An 18208-nucleotide genomic window follows, 5' to 3' on the forward strand; every position below is an offset into this window, starting at 1 on the left:
ACGTTATGAAAATCACTTTATTAGCCAGCTCATTGTTGCTCCTCGCGGTGACTTCTCACGCTGCCACCAACCCACTGATCGTCGGCGATCAAAAAGGCAATGCTCGCGCGGTGATGTCCGCCGCTGGCGAGCTCAACAATGTGCCGTATGAAATCAAATGGTATGAGTTCCCCAACGCTGCGCCGCTGCTGGAGTCGCTCAACTCCCAGCATCTGGATGCCGGCTTAGTCGGCGATGGTCCGCTGTCGTTTGCCGTGGCCGCAGGCGCGCAGATCCGCGCCATTCAGGCATCGCAATATCTCGGCAATGCCATCCTGGTGAAAAAGGACAGCGCCCTGCACAGCATCGCCGACTTAAAAGGCAAGAAAGTGGCGACGGTAAAAGGATCGGCCGGGCAAAACATGGTGCTGAATGCGCTGCACGAAGCGGGTTTGCCCGACGACAGCGTCAATTTTGTCTTCACCACGCCGTCGGAAGCGACGCTGGCGCTGGATAATGGCGCGGTGGATGCGGTGGCAACCTGGGAACCTTATGTGTCCTTTGCCGTGGCGCAGTCCGGCGATCGCATCGCCATCGACGGCAAAAATTCGCCAGTTTCAAACTATCTGGTGGCGACCGATAGCGCCATCGCCAGCAAGCGTGAACAGCTCATGGACTTCCGCGAGCGCCTGATTCGCGCACGTGCGTGGGGCGTGGCGCATCCACAAGCCTACGCCAGCGAGATCGCCAAACTGCTGCGTCTGCCAGATGCGGTGGCGCTGAGTAAAGTACAGCGTGAAAACAACGCGCCGGTAGAAGATTACGCGTTGGTAGAGAAACGCCAGCAACTGGCGATTGATACCTTCACCCGTGGCGGCCTGATCAAACCCGGCTTAAAAGCCGACAAACTGGTGGATGCCTCCTTCTTCAACGTCAACGGAGCCGCCAAACCATGATGAATCTGGCGCTCTACCTCGACTCCGGCATTCATCAGGGCGGCTGGCGCCATCCCAATTCAGCTGCGACCGGCGGCAGTAACTGGCCGCTGTACCGCAAAATCGCCCAGCGCGCCGAAGACGCGAAGCTGGACATGATTTTTGTCGCGGACAAGCTGGCGATTGATGATGTTTACGGCGGGCATCTGGCGCACACCGTGCAGCATCGTCAGGTTGGCTGGTCTGAACCCTTAACATTATTAGCCGCGCTGGCGGCGGTGACTGACCACATCGGCCTCGGCGGCACGGTTTCCTCCTCCTATTCGGTGCCTTACACCACCGCGCGTCAGCTGGCAAACATCGACCATATTAGCGGCGGGCGCGCAGCGTGGAACGTGGTTACCTCGTTGAGCCACGCCGAAGCGCGCAACTTTGGTCGCAGCGAGCACTTCAGCCATGAAGCTCGCTATCGCCGCGCGGCCGAATTTATTGATGTCATGAAAGCGCTGTGGGACAGCTTTGAAGAGGACGCGCTGATTCTGGATAAAGCGCAGGCGCACTTTGCCGACCCGGCACGCTTCCATAGGCTTGATCATCAGGGTGAATCTTTCAACGTGCAGGGACCGCTTAATCTGCCGCGTCCGCCGCAAGGTCATCCGGTGGTGATCCAGGCTGGCGTATCGGAAGCCTTTATCGATCTGGCCGCGCAACAGGCGGAAGTGCTGTTTGTGGTGCAACCCAATCGGGAACGCGCGCAGCAGTTTTATCAAACCCTGAAACAGCGTGCGCTGCAGTATCAGCGTCAGCCCGATCAACTGCGCATTCTGCCCGGCATGGTGCCGATTGTCGGCAACTCGCAGCGCGATGCCGAGGAGCGTGCGGCGTACCTGAAATCATTGATTACCGTGGAATCGGGCCTCAGCTTTGTTTCGGCCAGCATGAATATCGATCTGTCGCAGTACCCCATTGACGGGCCGGTGCCTGACCTGCGTGAAAAGATCACCGGCAGCAAAGGCCGTTTTCAATATGTGATCGCCAGCGCCATTGAGCAGAACCTGACGCTGGGCGAGATGGCGAAACGCTACGCCGAGAGCTTGTCGTTCCCGGCACCGACCGGCACAGCGGATAGCATTGCGCAGCAGATGATTGACTGGTATCAGCATCAGGCCTGCGACGGTTTTGTCATTCTGCCCACCTACATTGACGAGAACGAAGATCGCTTCCTCGAACAAGTTGTCCCGCGCCTGCAGGCTGCGGGCGTCTTCCGCAGCGACTATCAACCGGGCACGCTGCGCGATCGTTTAGGCTTAGTAAAGCCGGAAAATTGCTTTAACCGTTCGTCATCAATTGAAATAACTTAATTAATCATTAATGCGCTGCTGCGATTATTCCTGGCAACAATTATCATAGCAGCGCGAATAAGTGCGGTTTTATTACAGTTTTATTTATTCCCTCTTCATTTAATCTTTTTAAATTGATTAGCCATTGCGCCGCAATGACTTTTTGAGAGTTTCCTCAGCCTGTTATCCCGGATTAAGCGTGATATAAATCACGTAACTGCTCTGCGGCAAGGCCGCTAATAAAAAGAAGGTTATGATGATCAGCGCAGATTTCTTTTATCGTAAATTACGTTTTCCTTTTAAACTCACACACGCTGCTTTTAAGTTTCCGGTTGCCAATGCGCGAGCCCGGCAATATCAGGTGATGTCGCCTGAACAGACCATTGACCTGCTGCTTAGCAACCACAAGCTCTCCGTAAGCCGCTATGGCGACGGCGAACTGGAAATGACTTTGTTCAAGAATATCGGCTTTCAATCTTTTGATGAACGACTCTCTATTCGCCTTAAAGAGATATTACGGCGCGGAAGTCAGCCGAAGAATCCGTGTTTATTATGTATGCCCGATGCCTTTCGCGGCACCGCGAATATGCGTTTTGGTTCGGCCCTATTCTGGTTTTTTCATAAAGCATTTTATTTTCGCCATTATGAAAGCTTATTAAAGAAAGATTACCGTTACGGCAACACCTCCGTTACGCGTCCCTATCACGATTATAAGGACAAGCAGCAGGCGGTTCGCGTGTTTAATAAGTTCAAGCAGCTGTTCAGCGATAAAAAGATATTAATTGTGGAAGGCAGCGGCACGCGTCTCGGCATCGGTAACGATCTGCTTGATGGCGCGCGGGAGATTAAACGCATCACCACGCTCAATCGCAACGCCTTCTCGGTCTACAACGAGCTCTACAGCTCGGTGCTGGCGCACGCACGCGATTACGATATGGTGCTGATGTCGCTCGGCCCCACCGCCACGGTGCTGGCTTACGATCTCAGCCAGCATGGCATTCGCTGCATTGATACCGGCCACATTGATATCGAGTACGAATGGATGCGCAGTGCCGCGCGTGACAAGGTGCAGGTGGCTGGCAAGAACGTCAATGAAGTGGGCGTGTTACTCAGCGACGATGCGCGCGACGCCGACGATCATTATCGCCAGCAGATTTTGCTGCATGTCGGGTTGCCGCAGGAAGCGGTGCTATCGGCGATGGTAATGCATCCGCCGATCTAATCCACATCGCAAGTAATCGCAAAAATAGGGCATTTTGAGATTGCTTGCGATAACGCTGTTACCCTTCGCGCTTTTTCAGCCACTCCTGCAGCTTGCGCAGTGAAACAGGCGCCTGATACACCGTTCCTTTCCCCTCCTTTAGTGGACGCAACAATCCCTGTTCAGTGAGGTTTTTCAGGCGCGCACGCGCGGTGTTATCCGCGATGCCGAGCCGCGATTTAATCCCGGCAGAGCTGAGTAACGAACCCGGTGCATTCAGCGCGATGGCCATGATATCCAGCTCACCTTTGGCTAAGGTCATGTGCTCTTCCACCCACGTCACTAAACGTTCCCGCTCTTTATGCAGCGTGGCGATTTGCTCGGTGAAGGCAGTCACCGCGCGCATCACCACTTCGCATTGAAACTGCACGAAATAGGTCAGATCCATCTCATCAGTTTCGCTGTAAAGATAGGAAATGCCGTACTTTACCGCCGCGGCTTTCAACAGCTTGCTGATGGAGATGTAGCGGAACGCGCTGTAACCGTGACGAATCAGATGATGGTAGAACAGCCCGCGCGCGGTGCGCCCGTTGCCATCATTGAACGGGTGAATGTAGCCGATAGCAAAGTGCATCACGCAGGCCACCAGCAACGGATGCGTGCCCTGCTGCTCCAGCCACGCAACTTCGGCGCATAACGCGTCCAGCAGGCTATTGAGCCGCTGATAATCCGGCGGCTGATGAATGATTTCGCCTTCGCGCCCGGCAACAAACACATCGTTATTGTCGCGCACGGCGCCGGGCCGATATTTTTCATCATTAATACCGGCGCAGGCGATGTGATGAATTTCCAGAATATCGGCGCGCGTCAGCGGCGCGTCACCCAGCGTGGCAATGTGCTGCATCAAGCGCCAGTTGCCCATGATCATGCTTTCATCTTCGTTGCGCGGTGCACGCCCCACCGCAAGCAACTCCATCGCCACGCGCGAGGTGGTCGCCGCGCCTTCCAGCTGGCTGGATGAAATCGCCTCTTCCATGATCAGCTGTGACATCAGGTAAGAAGCCGCGTCCTCATCCGTTGGTTCGCCATTGCGCGCAAAGGTCATACGATCGACTGTCGACATCGCTGCCGTGATTTTGGCCGTGAGATTACAGGTCACGGTTTGATCGGCGATCACAAAGTGCTGCGCGCTGCTGCGGCGCTTGAATTTCAGTGCGCTCCACACTTTCTCACGCGTCTGACTATCACTGACACGACGATATAACTCATCGAAATGCAGATAGCGCTCATCCCACTCGGCATGACTGGCGAGGAGCGAATTAATCTCACTGATACTCAGCGAATCAATAAGTTGAGCGGGTGGGCGGCGCAGCTTCATCTCAAGCAATCTCAAAAACAGGGTATTTTGAGTTTACTTGAGATTCGCTGCGACGACAAATGGCGCTTGCAGCGCGGTTAGCTGCCGTGCCGCTGGCAAAATGCACGGAGATCGGAGGATTGGAAATCGGCCAGATTCGCCATCAGCTTCTCCAGCGGCCAGTTCCACCAGGCAATCGCCTGCAGCTGCGCGGCAATATCCACCGCGAAACGTGCACGGATCACTTTGGCTGGCACGCCACCGACAATGGTGTATGGCGGCACCTCTTTCGTCACCACCGCACCGGCCGCCAGCACCGCGCCGTCACCCACCGCCACGCCCGGCAGTACGATCACGCCATGCCCAATCCACACATCATTGCCAATGATCACGCGATCGGCGCGACGGTCAGCAAAGAAGCCATTATCGCGTTCCGCCTGCGCATCGTAGTATTCCGGACAGTAGGTGAAACGGTGCTGCGAGGCGCGATCCATCGGATGATTGGGTGCGCCAATCCGTACATGATTGGCAATGGCGGTAAAGCGTCCGATTTGCGCATCGGCGACGCAGCAATGTTCTCCGAGATAGGAGAAGTCGCCCAGTTCGCTGTATTCGATATAGGTTTCGGCCAGCACTTCACATTGCGCGCCAATCTGGGTTTCGCGCATGCGCACGCTGGGATCGATAACAGTGTGTTGCAGTTTTGTCGGTTGCACAGCAGCAAGTGCCATAATCAAAGCTCCGTGTGGTCAGATGTCTGGATGACCGGTTGCGACTGGGCAACCGCGAGCGACAACACTACAGCGGCAAAATGACACTAATGCTATTGTGCGTATCTGTTTCAGGCGATTCGAGGAAAAGGAATGAGAACACCGTGGTCAATACTGGCGCTGTTATGGTCAGCCGGACAGGCATCCGCCGCGCTGCCCGCCGACATCAAGGCCGGTGATATTGTGCAAGTGCAGTTAGCGCAACTCCATCCAACGCAGGCTGCGATTGGCTATCGTCAGCTGGATTACAAACAGCATCGTTATGAAGCCGAACCGAAAAAGCTGTTCGATGATTATTGCGAAAGTATGGGGCAGAAAGGCGTTGATAAAATTGACAATAAATCACGTCTCTCGCAGCCCAGCAGCTTCAGCTGTAAAGCGCCGGTCGGCAGCGAACCGGGGCCGATGAAAACGGCGGTGATTGCGCCGGATAACGTGCTGTACCTTACCGATGGTCATCATACTTTCAGCAATTTCGCCGATATCGCCGGTCTTAACACGCCGGTGCAAGTGCGCATCACCGATGACTTCCGCAGCCTGAAAACCATGTCCGCCTTCTGGCAAAAAATGGAAACGGCACATCTGGTGTGGCTGGATACGCCAGCTGGCAAAATTAAACCGGACGCGCTGCCGAAAGAGTTGGGCCGCCAGCATATGCAGAATGATGAATATCGCTCGCTGGTCTATTTCGTGCGCGATATTGGCTTTGAGAAGGAGCAGAATCCGCCGCCGTTCCTCGAGTTCTACTGGGGCAAATGGCTGGAAACGCAGCTGCCGCTGAAGAACTTTGACCTCAATAACCGCAACGGTTACGCCAAAGCGCTGGAAACCATCGCTGAGAAGATGACCAGCGTGCCGAAAGACACGGTGATTGCGCACAGCGATAGCGGCCCGCTGACGGCGGATCGGTTAGGCGCACGCAAGAAAGTGAACGAGAAGAAGCTGGAGAAGCTGGTCTCTGACAATGGCAAACTGACGTGGGCTTTTGCGCAATAATCGTGTGGTCGCCATTCATGGCGTAATGCTCGTCAGTTGAGACATGAAAACCCTTAATTATCGAGAGCACACATTGTAGCGGCGCAATTTATTGCGCGATAAATCGCGCCGCTACGGAAGGTGCGGTGATTTGATACGGCGCTTAACTGATCGGCATTACGCCATTCATGGCGACCCATTCACCCATCAGCGCCCTTTCAGCGTTAAACCAATTCGCAGTTTTTCACATCCGCCGATGGCGCCAGCAGATTTTTATCAAATTCGCGCAGTGCCACGCCATCACGAATACGCATCGGCCAGTCGGGATTGGCTAGCGCGCTTTTGCCTATCGACACATAATCCGCGCCCTGCTCCAGCGCCTGCGCCGCCGTGCTGGCATCACTTAACGCGCCATTGGCGATAATCGGCAATTTCGGTGCCGCCTGACGCGCAATTTGCACCAGTGACAGCGGCGAATCGGCAAACGCCGGTTGCAGCGCGTCATATTCAGTCAGATGCAGATAATCCACGCCGGCCTCAGCAATCGCGGCGAATACCAGGCGCGCGCCCACTTCGCCTTCCCGCCATTTGTGATGAAAATCATTCACTTTGCCCTGTGAGAGGCGAATTCCCAGCGTAACATCCTTGCCTACGCGCTGGCGCACCGCGGCGATCACCGCCAGCGTCAGAGACAAACGTGCCACGATATCGCCGCCCCAGCGATCGCTGCGCTGATTGGTGTAATCGGTAAAGAACTGGTCAAGCAGATAGCCGTTAGCGCCATGAATTTCGATGCCATCAAAACCCGCTTCGCCGACTGCCCGCGCCGCAGTGTGCGCAAAGCTGTCGATCACCTGCTGGATCTGCTCTTCATTCATTTCGCGTGGCAGCGGATAGGCGCCATGACCGTGATAGAAACCGAGTTGTTCCCCGCGCGGCTGCACCGCTGAGGGCGCGAGCGTGTCCGGTCGATAGATGTTGCCCTGCGATATCGCCCCGGCATGCATCAACTGCGCAATGATTTTGCCGCCATGCTGATGCACCCGATCGGTGATCGCGCGCCAGCCGGCGCTCTGTTTAGCGTTAATCAGCCCCGCCTGAAACGCATAGGTTTGCGACCAGGCTTCATCGATATAGATGCCTTCGGTGATGATGGCGCTAAAGCCGCCGCGCACGAAGCGCTGATAGTAGTGCTGCATACGTTCGCCTGGTATGCCGTCAACGCTGGCGGAGATGCGCGTCATGGGCGCCACCATAATGCGATTCTTCAGCGCCAGCCGATTCAGTGTGCCGCTCTGAAAAAGATTTTTATCACTCATATTGCTCTCTGGATGCGGATTATCTACAGAGCGCAGTATATTCGGTCGCCACAGGGACAAAAATGGCCGATGATGATACGTCTGTATAACGGAAATCGTTACAATGAACTCAAAAGATGTTGAGGTATTTCTGATGGTCACCCAGACGCGCAGCCTGACGCAGGCTGCGCGGCGACTGAACACCACGCCAATGACGGTCTCACGCCGACTCGCCTCGCTGGAAGAAGATCTCGGCGTGCGCCTGCTGCATCGCACCACCCGCGCCATTGCGTTAACAGATGAAGGTGAAGAGTTTCTGCCCTACGCCAAAACCCTGACGGAAACCGAACAGAGCGCGCGCAATCTGTTCTCGCCGAATAAACAGGGCGCCACCGGCCAGCTGCGCATCACCGCACCTTCTGGTTTTGGCCGCCGCACCATTATTCCGTTGCTGCCCGCGCTGATGGCGGAGAATCCCGAACTGAAGATCGATTTCCAGCTCAGCGATAACGTCACCGATATTGTTGGGCTGGGCTACGATGTCGCCATTCGCATCGCCCCGCTGCGGGATTCGCGCTTAGTCGCGCAGCGGCTGGCGGATAATCCGCGCGTGCTCTGTGCTTCTCCAGACTATCTGGCGCGCTTCGGCACGCCAAAACTGCTGGCAGATTTGCATCAGCATAACTGCCTGCGCTTATCCGGCGTGCCGCAATGGAGTTTTATAGTCGACGACCATATTTCCAGTGTCAGCGTTGAGGGCCGTTTTAGCGGCAGCAATGTGGAAGGCGTGCGTACCTTATGCGTAGCGGGCAGCGGCATCGCCCAGCTCTCTGCGTGGGATGTGCAGCAAGAGTTGGCGGCAGGTGAACTGACTGAGATTACCTTGCGAGATGCTCAACCGCAGCTGCTCGGCGTCTGGGCGCTGTTTCCCACCGCACGGCATCTGCCAACGCGCGTCACGGTTTTTCTAAACGCCCTAAAACAGGCGATGGCACGTTAATTCAGAAAATGTGAATGGCGAATCAGGGGCAAAATCTGGATGCGGAAGAGGTGGGACTAACCGCGAAGAAAATTAAAATCGACGCATTTCTTGAACTGATTCTGGCAGGAAAGATCAGCGACGCGACAACGGTTACCGCGTTTCTGTTGGCGCGGGCGAAAGGGTTAATCGACTGATCTCTCTGCTTTATTCCAGGTGCGCATGAATGCGCACCCTACGAATACAACATCGATGTAGTGCCGCCATTCAGGGCGACCGATTACTCCGCAGCAATATCCGCTAACACCGCTTCTGCCTGCGCCTTATCCACCGCTACGCCATCAATAAACAGCTGACGCTGTTCACCCGGCGGCAGCATAATCTTCAGCGTCTGCCAGGCTGGCTGGAAGCTGCCTTTACGCTGGAAGTTGAGGTGAATCGCCTCAGCATCGCTCCGCATTTTCCAGTTGAGCCACAGCGCATTGCCCTGCTGATAACCCCAGCTTTCGCCATCATCCTCAAACAGCATACCGTGGCTAACCCCTTTGCCTTTCAGCGGGAACAGCTGCAAGGTGCGGCGATCGTCAGTTTTAGTGTCAACATGACGCAGGCGCTCGCTGAGCGGTAAGCCCGCTCCGGCACGCACCAGCATCGGCTGGGTTTCCAGCGGAGCCGCCAGCGTGATCCATTGACCGCCGCTGAACCATTGCTGGGTAGCGAAGTCATACCAGCCAGTTTGGTTGTCGGGCAGCCACAGACGACGCTCGCGCTGGCCGGGTTCGACCACGCTGGCCACCAGCAGATCGCGGCCCAGCATAAACTCATCGCACTCGGCGAACGTCTGCGCATCCTGTTCATGATCGAGGAAAGTCGGACGCAGCATCGGTTCATCGTCAGCATGCGCCTGCCACAGTAACGTATAGAGGTAAGGCAGCAGACGATAACGCAGTTCAATCGCGGCGCGGATCGCAGGCGTAGCCGCCGGATACATCCAGGGTTCATTGACGGTGTGATCGTCATTCCACGAGTGAATGGTGAAACGCGGATGCATCACGCCGTTTTGTACCCAGCGCACAAACAGTTCTGCATCTGGTTTATCGCCGGAGAAGCCACCGACGTCGTGTCCCACGTTGTACAAACCGGACAGGCTCATACCCAATCCCATGCGGATGTTGTAACGCAACGTGGTCCAGTTGGTGCGGTTATCGCCGCTCCAGGTTTGCACATAGCGCTGCATCCCGGCGCAACCCGAACGGGAAATCAGGAAAGGACGTTTTTCCGGCGCGAAGCGCTGTTGCGCTTCCATCGAGGCGCGCATCATCAGCAGCGGCATCACCGGGCGAATGTGTTTGATGGCAATTGGCGTGCCGAAACCGTGGCAACGCGCTTCGCCGTCCCACACTTCATATTCGTTATTATCGTTCCAGGTGGAATCGATGCCCTTTTCCAGCAGCTGTTTGGTGACGTTTTCCTGCCACCAGGCGACGGCTTGCGGATGGGTAAAATCGAGATGTGAACCTTCGTCATCCCAAAACACCGAACGTTCAGGCGCATCTTCTTCGGAGTCACGAATAAACAGCCCTTGTTCCGCCACTTCGTTATAACGCGGATGATCCTGCAACAGACACGGTTTGATATTGGCGGCGAGGCGCAAGCCGGCGTCGTGAAACGCCTGGCTCATCACCTCCGGCTGCGGCACTTTGTCGTAGTTCCAGTTGAACACGTAGCGCTTGTTGTTAATCGAGGTGTAGCCGGACGAGAGCTGGAATGAATCGCACGGAATATCGTGCTCTTCGCAGAGACGAATGAAGTTCATCAGCTGATGTTGTGCATCCGGCGCATCGGTGTAATGCATGGTTGAACCGCTGTAGCCGAGGCTCCATTTCGGGCCGAACAGCGTTTTACCTGTGAGACGCACGAAGGCTTTGGTGACATCCAGCACCTTGTCACCGACAAACAGGTAATAGTCGATATCACCGCTTTCCGCCTGCCAGCGGCGATACGGTTGGTGATAGTTATCGAGTTCATTACCCAGATCAAACCAGCTGCTGCTGAGGTTATCGTAATAGAGACCAAAGCTAACATCGGTACGACGGGTGATGGTAAAAGGCACATGCTTGTACAGCGGATCGGTGGAGGCCGCGTTGTAGCCCATCGCATCAAGGTTACGCATCTCATAGCGCTGGCCATTACGCTGCAAATCGCCGGTTTTCTCGCCCAGACCATAATAGCGATCGTCATTCATGCGGCACTGATAGTGCGCCACGCCATCGCCGTGCGCGTTGATTTGATAAGCGCTGGTTGGGCGGTCGCAGGTCAGCAGCTGCCATGCGCCGTGGCTGTCGCAATATTGCCACTCCAGCGCCAGCGGTTGATGGACGATCACCCGCAGCTTATCGGTGGCCACCACCAGCGTGTCGCCCTCTTCTTCCAGCGTGAACGATGGCAAGGTGAATCCGGCCAGGCTGTCACGCTGACGCCCTTCCCACGGCACATCACTTTGTGGCGCGATGCTCCAGGTGCGATCGAGGCTGTATGCGCCATGACGTTTAATCGCCACGCGGAACATGCCCGTTTCCAGCACATACAGACACAGCGTGTGTTTGCCGTCGACGTTTAACGCCACGTGGTGTGCATCGGAACCGGCTAATGACCAATTTTTTAACGTTTTCATCGTTACCTACTTTTTCATGCGCGCTGGGCGCGACGTTCAGCAATAAAAGCAATCAGGAATACGGCGCCAATCAGGTCGAAGAAGCCCATGGCGACAAACAGCGGATTAAAGCCAATGGTGTCGGCGGTAACGCCGATCAGCAGTGAGAACAGGAAGCTGGAGATCCAGGCGAACGAGCCGCGCATGCCGTTGACGGTGGCCATCTGGCCTTTATCAAACTTCTCCACCACCAGCGCGCTCAGCATGCAGGAGATGATCTGATGGCCGAAACCACCAATCGAGATCAGCGCAATCGCTACGTAAGGATCTTTAGTGACCGCCACCAGCGCCAGCGACAGCATCAGGAAAGCGCCGGTCACCGAACTCGCCACCACGGAATTAACCTGAGTAAAACCAAAGATTTTGGTGTAGAGCCGCGTCAGATAGCCGCTGGCCGCGCTGCCTAAATCGGCGGCGAGGAACGGCAGCCAGGCGAACATAGCAATCTGCTTCAGATCCATACCCAGCTCTTTCGCCAGATAGAGCGGCACCCAGAAGCTCAGCACGCCCCAGGCAGGTTCAGCCATAAAGGCGGGAATGGCGATGCCGTAAAAACGTTTGTTTTTCGACACGGTTTTCAGCGCGGTAAAGAACGGCAGTTTCACTGCTGGCGGTTCGTTATCCTGACGAATAAATTCCAGTTCCGAGGCCTGCAGATTGGGATGCTGCTCCGGATCGCGATAGAACAACCACCACAGCACCACCCAACCCAACGCCAGGCAGCCGGTGAACAGGAACGCGCCCTGCCAGCCAAAGGAAGCGTGCGCAAAGTAGATAATCGGCGGTGCCAGCATCGCGCCAAGCGAGAAGCCCACGCCCGCCCATCCGGCGGCGATAGGACGCTCTTTTTTCGGGAACCATTCGCCAATCACTTTGGCGTTAGCGGGCGTGGCTGCTGCTTCAGCGCCGCCCATGACAAAACGCAGGATAGCCAGATGCACCCAACTTGCCGCGCCAGCGTGGAACAAACAGGCGACGGCCCAAATGGTGGCGCAGATCAGGAAGCCGACTTTCAGGCCAATAACGTCGATCAGCCAGCCGCAAATGGGTTGAAAGAAGGTATACGCCAGCTGGAATGCGCCGACGATCCAGGAATATTGTTCGGTGGTGATGTTGAGGCTGGTTTTGAGCTCCGGTGCCAGCAAGCCCAACGAGTTACGGGTGATGTAGTTGACCGTGACGCCTGCTAAGAACAGCACCAATACCCACCAGCGCAGATTGCGCAAGGTGCGTTTGGTGCCTACGGCGGTTATCCCTGGGTTTAAACTGCGGTTCATCTGATTCTCCGTTAGTGAGTCATTTCTAACCATCCGCCAGGAGTGAACCACAGTTGCGAAAAGTGGTCGCCAGATTGATGTCGCAAATGTGATCTGGTTAACCAAAATCACTTACCAGGTTGACTTAACCCCGTAAAGAGCAGAGTTTTAATCCGGAATCGCGTAGTTATTATCTGATGTAGCGCGCTAATAAAGAATATTGGTCAACCAATAGTGAGTGAGGTAACAACATGAAGCAGACCTGGCGATGGTACGGCCCCAACGATCCTGTCTCTCTGTCCGATGCGCGCCAGGCGGGCGCAACCGGCATCGTCACCGCACTGCACCACATCCCTAATGGCGAAGTGTGGTCAGTCGACGAAATTATGCAGCGCAAGGCGCTGGTGGAAGCCGCTGGTTTGGTGTGGTCGGTGGTGGAGAGCGTGCCGATTCATGAAGAGATTAAAACCGGCAGCGGCCGCTGCCAGCACTGGATCAGCAATTATCAGCAGTCGCTGCGCAACCTGGCGCAGTGCGGCATTAAAACCGTGTGCTACAACTTCATGCCGATCCTCGACTGGACGCGCACCGATCTCGAATATCTGCTGCCGGATGGCGCGAAAGCCCTGCGTTTTGATCAAATTGAGTTCGCGGTGTTTGAACTGCACATTCTGCAGCGTCCCGGCGCGGAGCAGGATTACAGTGCGCAAGAGATCGCCGAGGCTGATAAACGCTTTGCAACGATGAGTGAAGAGCACCGTAACCGCCTGATGCGCAACATCATCGCCGGTTTGCCGGGTGCGGAGGAAGGCTACACGCTGGACCAATTCCGCGCCCAGCTGGCGCGTTATGAAGGTATCGGTAAAGCCGAGCTGCGTGAGAATTTTGCCACCTTCCTGCGCGCCATTGTCGCGGTTGCGGAAGAGGTGGGCGTACGCATGGCGGTACATCCGGACGATCCGCCACGCCCAATTCTCGGCTTACCGCGCATCGTTTCCAACGCCGACGATCTGCAATGGATGATCGATACCGTCAGCAGCCCCGCCAACGGTTTCACCATGTGTACCGGCTCGTACGGCGTGCTGGCACAGAATGATTTAGCCGGCATGGTCAAGCGCTTCGGCCCACGCATCTACTTCGCGCATCTGCGCTCCACCAAGCGGGAAGAGAACCCCAACAGCTTCCACGAAGCCGCGCATTTGGGTGGCGATGTCGATATGTTTGCGGTGATCAAGGCGATTGCCGAAGAGGAGCAGCGACGTAAAGCCGCGGGGGAGGAAGATTTGATTCCAATGCGTCCCGACCACGGCCACCAGATGCTGGATGACCTGAAGAAGAAAACCAATCCCGGCTACTCGGCGATTGGTCGCCTGAAAGGATTGGCGGAAATTCGCGGCGTCGAACTGGCGATCCACCGCGCCTATTTTGCTCAGGAAGCCCACTAATGCGCTTTATGGATGAAGATTTTCTGCTGCAGAGCGACATCGCGCGGCGCTTGTACCACGACTTCGCTGCGGATATGCCAATCTACGATTATCACTGTCACCTCAATCCGCAGGAGATTGCTGAAGATCGTCGCTTCGCCAACCTCGGCCAAATCTGGCTGGAAGGCGATCACTACAAATGGCGCGCGCTGCGCGCCGCGGGCGTCGATGAGTCGTTGATTACCGGCAAGAGCACCAGCGACTACGATAAGTATCTCGCCTGGGCGCAAACGGTGCCAAAAACCCTCGGTAACCCGCTCTATCACTGGACGCACCTTGAACTGCGGCGCCCGTTTGGCATCACCGATACGCTGTTTGGCCCGGACACCGCGCCTGCGATCTGGCAGCGCTGCGCCGAACAGCTGGCGACGCCGGAATTTTCCGCGCGCGGCATCATGCGCCAGATGAAGGTGCGCATGGTCGGCACCACCGACGATCCGGTTGATTCACTGCACTATCACCGCCAAATCGCCGATGACCGCAGCTTTGATATTGACGTTGCGCCGAGCTGGCGTCCGGACAAGGTCTTCAAAATCGAGCTGGAGGGTTTTGTCGACTATCTTGCTCGCCTGGAAGCCGCCGCCGATGTCGCCATCGACAGCTTCGATGCGCTACGCCGCGCGCTGTTACGACGCCTTGACCACTTCTCCGCCCACGGTTGTCGCGCCTCAGACCACGGTATTGAAACCCTGCGCTTTGCGCCGGTGCCGGACGACCGCGTGCTCGATACGATTTTGGCCAAACGTCGCCGTGGCGATGTGCTGGATGAATTGGAAATCGCCCAGTTCAGCAGCGCGGTGTTGGTGTGGCTCGGCAGCGAATATGCGCGGCGCGGCTGGGTAATGCAACTACACATCGGCGCGATCCGTAACAACAGCACGCGCATGTTCCGCCAGCTCGGGCCAGACAGCGGGTTTGATTCGATTGGCGATAACAATATTGCCTGGCCGCTGGCGCGCCTGCTGGATGCGATGGACCTCAACGATCAGCTGCCGAAAACCATTCTCTATTGCCTCAATCCGCGCGATAACGAAGTGCTGGCTACTATGGCGGGCAACTTCCAGGGCGCGGGCGTTGCCGGCAAGGTGCAGTTCGGTTCTGGCTGGTGGTTCAACGATCAGCGCGACGGCATGCTGCGTCAACTGGAGCAACTGTCGCAAATCGGCTTGCTCAGCCAGTTTGTCGGTATGCTGACCGATTCACGCAGCTTCCTCTCCTACACGCGCCACGAATACTTCCGCCGTATTCTGTGCAATCTGCTGGCGCAGTGGGTAAAAGACGGCATTGTGCCGCACGATGAGCCGATGCTCGGCAACATGCTGCGCGACATCTGCTTTAACAATGCCGAACGCTATTTCGCGCTGAAAGCCCAGTGATGGTGGCCTGGTCACTGCGCGCCGTGACCAGGCCGATTCTTATTCGCTATGCTATAGTGCGCGTCTCTGAGTGAGGCTGTATCAGAGATTGTGAATCCTTTAACACACAGAAAAGAGCACGATGAAAACTCAAACTTCAGCACAGCGCCCTTATCAGGAAGTCGGGGAAATGCTCCGCCAGATGATCACGAAGAAGCAGTATGCGGTGGGCGAACGGCTGCCGCCGGAGCGCGAACTCGCCGCGCTATTGAATGTGACGCGTACGCTGGTGCGTGAAGCGCTGATTATGCTGGAGCTGGAAGGATTAATTGAGGTACGTCGCGGTGCGGGCATCTATGTGATTCACGATTCGCCGCAGCAACCTGTTTCGCTTCACAAAGCCAGCAACGATGCCGGACCGTTCGAGATGTTGCAGGCGCGTCAGCTGCTGGAGAGCAATATTGCCGAGTTCGCCGCGCTGCAGGCGACGCGTGAAGACATCATGAAGATGCGCCAGGCGCTGGAGCTGGAAGAGAAAGAGCTGGCGTCGGGTGCGGTCAACCAAAGTGAAAACGGCGATCGCAATTTCCATCTGGCGATTGCCGAAGCCACCCATAACAGCATGCTGGTTGAGCTGTTTAAGCAATCCTGGCAGTGGCGCGAAGATAACGTGATGTGGAGCCAACTGCATCGCCATCTGGTCAATAACGATTACCGCAAACAGTGGCTCGACGATCACAAAAAAATCCTCGCGACGCTGATCAAAAAAGACGCGCGCGCCGCCAAGCTGGCGATGTGGCAACATCTGGAAAACGTGAAACAACGGCTGCTGGAGTTCTCAGACGTTGATGATATCGATTTCGATGGTTATCTGTTTGAGTCATGGCCGCTGTACGCCACCCATAATCCGCCAAACTAGTGTGCGTTAACGACTTACCTTGTAAGGCTAATTACCCAGAGCACACATTGAAGCGGCGCAAATCATTGCGCGCTAAATCGCGCCGCTACGGAAGGTGCGCTGATTCGGTACGGCGCTTGACTGATCGGCATTACGCCATTCAGGGCGACCTCACGACATCAACTCACCACGCTTAACGCCTGATCCTTTGCTAAAAAGAACGGCCTTAAATACGCCACGCTATTCGACAGCGGCAAAATTTCATCGCTGAGCTGAATGCCGATGGTTTCCCGCAGATAACGGCGGCGGGTTTCGATGCGCTGCCACAGCTCCGGATAATCAGTACGGATGTCGCTTTGCAGCGCCGCATCGGCCAGCACCACGCACTCTTCGGCGCTGGCACCGTTGTAGCCCGGCACCGACGGGATGATGTCAATTTGCAGCATCATGCCGCTCTTAAGCAATTCGGTGGACTGATGATAAATCGGCGACGACATCCACTCTTCGTCCGCCACCAGATGTCCCGGATTGAGGTGCCAGCCAAAACGGGCCTTCGGCAAAACCTGCTCGATAAGCTGATACAGCTCGCCACCGCTCATGCCGCAGCGAATGTTTTCCAGCCAGGCCACCACGGCTGAGAAATAGGGTTTGGCGATGCGCTCCAGATAATCTTGCTGGCCTGGCGGCAGCTCACTTTGATCGGCAATGACGAAGCCGCTGCGGCTGGAGAGTCCGCCTTTGAAGGCGGTGGTTAGCGAGAGCGGATCGCCGCGCTGCACTTTTTTGTCGGTGGGATAGAGGTTCGCTTTGTCGAAACGGTTGCCGGTGGCGGCGATAGTCACCACCGTGTTGCATTGCCCTTCGGCGTGCAGTAACGCGCCCAATTCTGTTTCACGCACGCCCACCTCGATGGCATTCAGCGCCTCCAGCATGCACTTTGACGCGAGGTTTGCGCCATATTCGTAATGGGCGATTTCATTGGCATTGCAGGTGGTGCGCGCGCCGTTATCGCCAATAAACAAGTGGATGGCATTTTCTAACATGCCGTCATCGCTGAGCGTGCGCTGAATGGCATCGACAATAAAGTACGGCAGATCAAACATCGCACGCCCATTGCCGGCGGCGGGCGTAAACATCTTCCAGCCCACCAGTCCGACTTTATGGCCGTTCGCTAAGCCCGCATCTTTGAAGAGGCTTTCCAGCGGCACTTCATTGTCCATGGGCTGATTGGGAAGCGAGAAGTACGGCGTGTGCAGCAGCGCGGCCGCTGTGCGTGAAAAGCGCGCCATTTTCAGGTTTTCGTTGCCCAGCACCAGCGTGCAAGCTCCGGAGTGATTCAGCAGCAGCAATCCCTCTTCGAAACGCGGGATAAATCCGGTCAAATATTCGAAATTGCCGCCGTGTTCCTTGTCGGCATAGATCACCAGCCAGTCAAAACCCTCGCGCTGCATGCCCGCCAGCAGCGCGTTCTTGCGCTGCACAAGCGTATCATCGGTGAGAAAAACCGGTTCAACGTCGCTGAACGTCATCGGCGCGGTAATCGGCCCGAACGTGATTGCCATGATGCACTTCCTCGCATTACAGAATGAGATGAGGATAGTCGCGTTTTTAGCGCAACGGATTTTGATCCACGCGAAAAAAGGCGGAGGGGTGAGCTCCGCCTTGTCT

The 18208-nt window shown here is 56.1% G+C and carries 15 protein-coding genes; 9 read left to right on the forward strand and 6 right to left on the reverse strand.

Translation table 11 applies throughout. The features are described 5' to 3' along the window. Positions 1 to 5 precede the first annotated feature (5 nt). From PZBJ_RS22970 to PZBJ_RS22980, 3 genes are all read left to right on the forward strand, one after another. The gene (locus PZBJ_RS22970; protein ID WP_101764447.1) at positions 6 to 935 is read left to right on the forward strand and encodes an ABC transporter substrate-binding protein; all 930 of its coding nucleotides are present in this window, start codon (positions 6 to 8) and stop codon (positions 933 to 935) included. Continuing rightward, the gene (locus tag PZBJ_RS22975; RefSeq protein ID WP_101764448.1) at positions 932 to 2275 is read left to right on the forward strand and encodes an NtaA/DmoA family FMN-dependent monooxygenase; all 1344 of its coding nucleotides are present in this window, start codon (positions 932 to 934) and stop codon (positions 2273 to 2275) included. Before PZBJ_RS22970 ends, PZBJ_RS22975 begins: the two co-directional genes overlap by 4 nt. Before the next feature lie 235 nt (positions 2276 to 2510). Further along, positions 2511 to 3476 carry a GT-D fold domain-containing glycosyltransferase gene (locus PZBJ_RS22980; RefSeq protein ID WP_101764449.1) on the forward strand — a complete coding sequence of 322 codons (966 nt, stop codon included), beginning with the start codon at positions 2511 to 2513 and terminating at the stop codon, positions 3474 to 3476. A gap of 58 nt (positions 3477 to 3534) precedes the next feature. On the opposite strand, the gene PZBJ_RS22985 is transcribed toward PZBJ_RS22980, so the two are convergent. Both PZBJ_RS22985 and PZBJ_RS22990 read right to left on the reverse strand, forming a co-directional pair. Next, positions 3535 to 4833: a Fic family protein gene (locus PZBJ_RS22985; RefSeq protein ID WP_101764450.1), complete on the reverse strand. Its 1299-nt coding sequence runs from the start codon at positions 4831 to 4833 to the stop codon at positions 3535 to 3537. A gap of 77 nt (positions 4834 to 4910) precedes the next feature. Next, entirely contained in the window at positions 4911 to 5543 is a 633-nt protein-coding gene (locus PZBJ_RS22990) for a DapH/DapD/GlmU-related protein (RefSeq protein ID WP_101764451.1), read from the reverse strand. Positions 5544 to 5675: 132 nt separating this feature from the next. Between PZBJ_RS22990 and PZBJ_RS22995 the strand changes: the two genes are divergently transcribed. Next, complete coding sequence (locus PZBJ_RS22995) at positions 5676 to 6578, forward strand: ParB/Srx family N-terminal domain-containing protein (RefSeq protein WP_101764452.1); 903 nt, start codon at positions 5676 to 5678, stop codon at positions 6576 to 6578. A 203-nt stretch (positions 6579 to 6781) separates the two neighbouring features. On the opposite strand, the gene PZBJ_RS23000 is transcribed toward PZBJ_RS22995, so the two are convergent. Continuing rightward, positions 6782 to 7876, reverse strand: a complete 1095-nt coding sequence (locus PZBJ_RS23000; protein ID WP_101764453.1) for an oxidoreductase — start codon at positions 7874 to 7876, stop codon at positions 6782 to 6784. A 103-nt stretch (positions 7877 to 7979) separates the two neighbouring features. Here PZBJ_RS23000 and PZBJ_RS23005 point away from each other — a divergent pair, with 103 nt between their 5' ends. Then, positions 7980 to 8855: a LysR family transcriptional regulator gene (locus tag PZBJ_RS23005; protein ID WP_101764454.1), complete on the forward strand. Its 876-nt coding sequence runs from the start codon at positions 7980 to 7982 to the stop codon at positions 8853 to 8855. Positions 8856 to 8869: 14 nt separating this feature from the next. Further along, complete coding sequence (locus PZBJ_RS23010) at positions 8870 to 9031, forward strand: NUDIX hydrolase (RefSeq protein WP_225608150.1); 162 nt, start codon at positions 8870 to 8872, stop codon at positions 9029 to 9031. An 83-nt stretch (positions 9032 to 9114) separates the two neighbouring features. On the opposite strand, the gene PZBJ_RS23015 is transcribed toward PZBJ_RS23010, so the two are convergent. Continuing rightward, positions 9115 to 11508 (reverse strand): glycoside hydrolase family 31 protein, encoded by a 2394-nt coding sequence (locus tag PZBJ_RS23015; protein WP_101764455.1) that lies wholly within the window; start codon positions 11506 to 11508, stop codon positions 9115 to 9117. A 14-nt stretch (positions 11509 to 11522) separates the two neighbouring features. After that, positions 11523 to 12824 carry an MFS transporter gene (locus PZBJ_RS23020; RefSeq protein WP_101764456.1) on the reverse strand — a complete coding sequence of 434 codons (1302 nt, stop codon included), beginning with the start codon at positions 12822 to 12824 and terminating at the stop codon, positions 11523 to 11525. Positions 12825 to 13054: 230 nt separating this feature from the next. On the opposite strand from PZBJ_RS23020, the gene uxuA reads away from it, so the two are divergent. The 3 genes from uxuA (at position 13055) to uxuR (ending at position 16561) form a co-directional block, all read left to right on the forward strand. Further along, entirely contained in the window at positions 13055 to 14248 is a 1194-nt protein-coding gene (gene uxuA, locus PZBJ_RS23025) for a mannonate dehydratase (RefSeq protein WP_101764457.1), read from the forward strand. Beyond that, entirely contained in the window at positions 14248 to 15663 is a 1416-nt protein-coding gene (gene uxaC / locus PZBJ_RS23030) for a glucuronate isomerase (protein WP_101764458.1), read from the forward strand. The genes uxuA and uxaC overlap by 1 nt, the downstream gene beginning before the upstream one ends. 121 nt (positions 15664 to 15784) lie before the next feature. After that, positions 15785 to 16561, forward strand: a complete 777-nt coding sequence (gene uxuR, locus PZBJ_RS23035) for a Uxu operon transcriptional regulator (RefSeq protein WP_101764459.1) — start codon at positions 15785 to 15787, stop codon at positions 16559 to 16561. 158 nt (positions 16562 to 16719) lie between these two features. On the opposite strand, the gene PZBJ_RS23040 is transcribed toward uxuR, so the two are convergent. Beyond that, positions 16720 to 18102: a M24 family metallopeptidase gene (locus tag PZBJ_RS23040; protein ID WP_101764460.1), complete on the reverse strand. Its 1383-nt coding sequence runs from the start codon at positions 18100 to 18102 to the stop codon at positions 16720 to 16722. Positions 18103 to 18208: the final 106 nt, after the last annotated feature.

It is taken from the genome of Pantoea endophytica (assembly GCF_002858935.1).
Classification (GTDB): domain Bacteria; phylum Pseudomonadota; class Gammaproteobacteria; order Enterobacterales; family Enterobacteriaceae; genus Pantoea; species Pantoea leporis.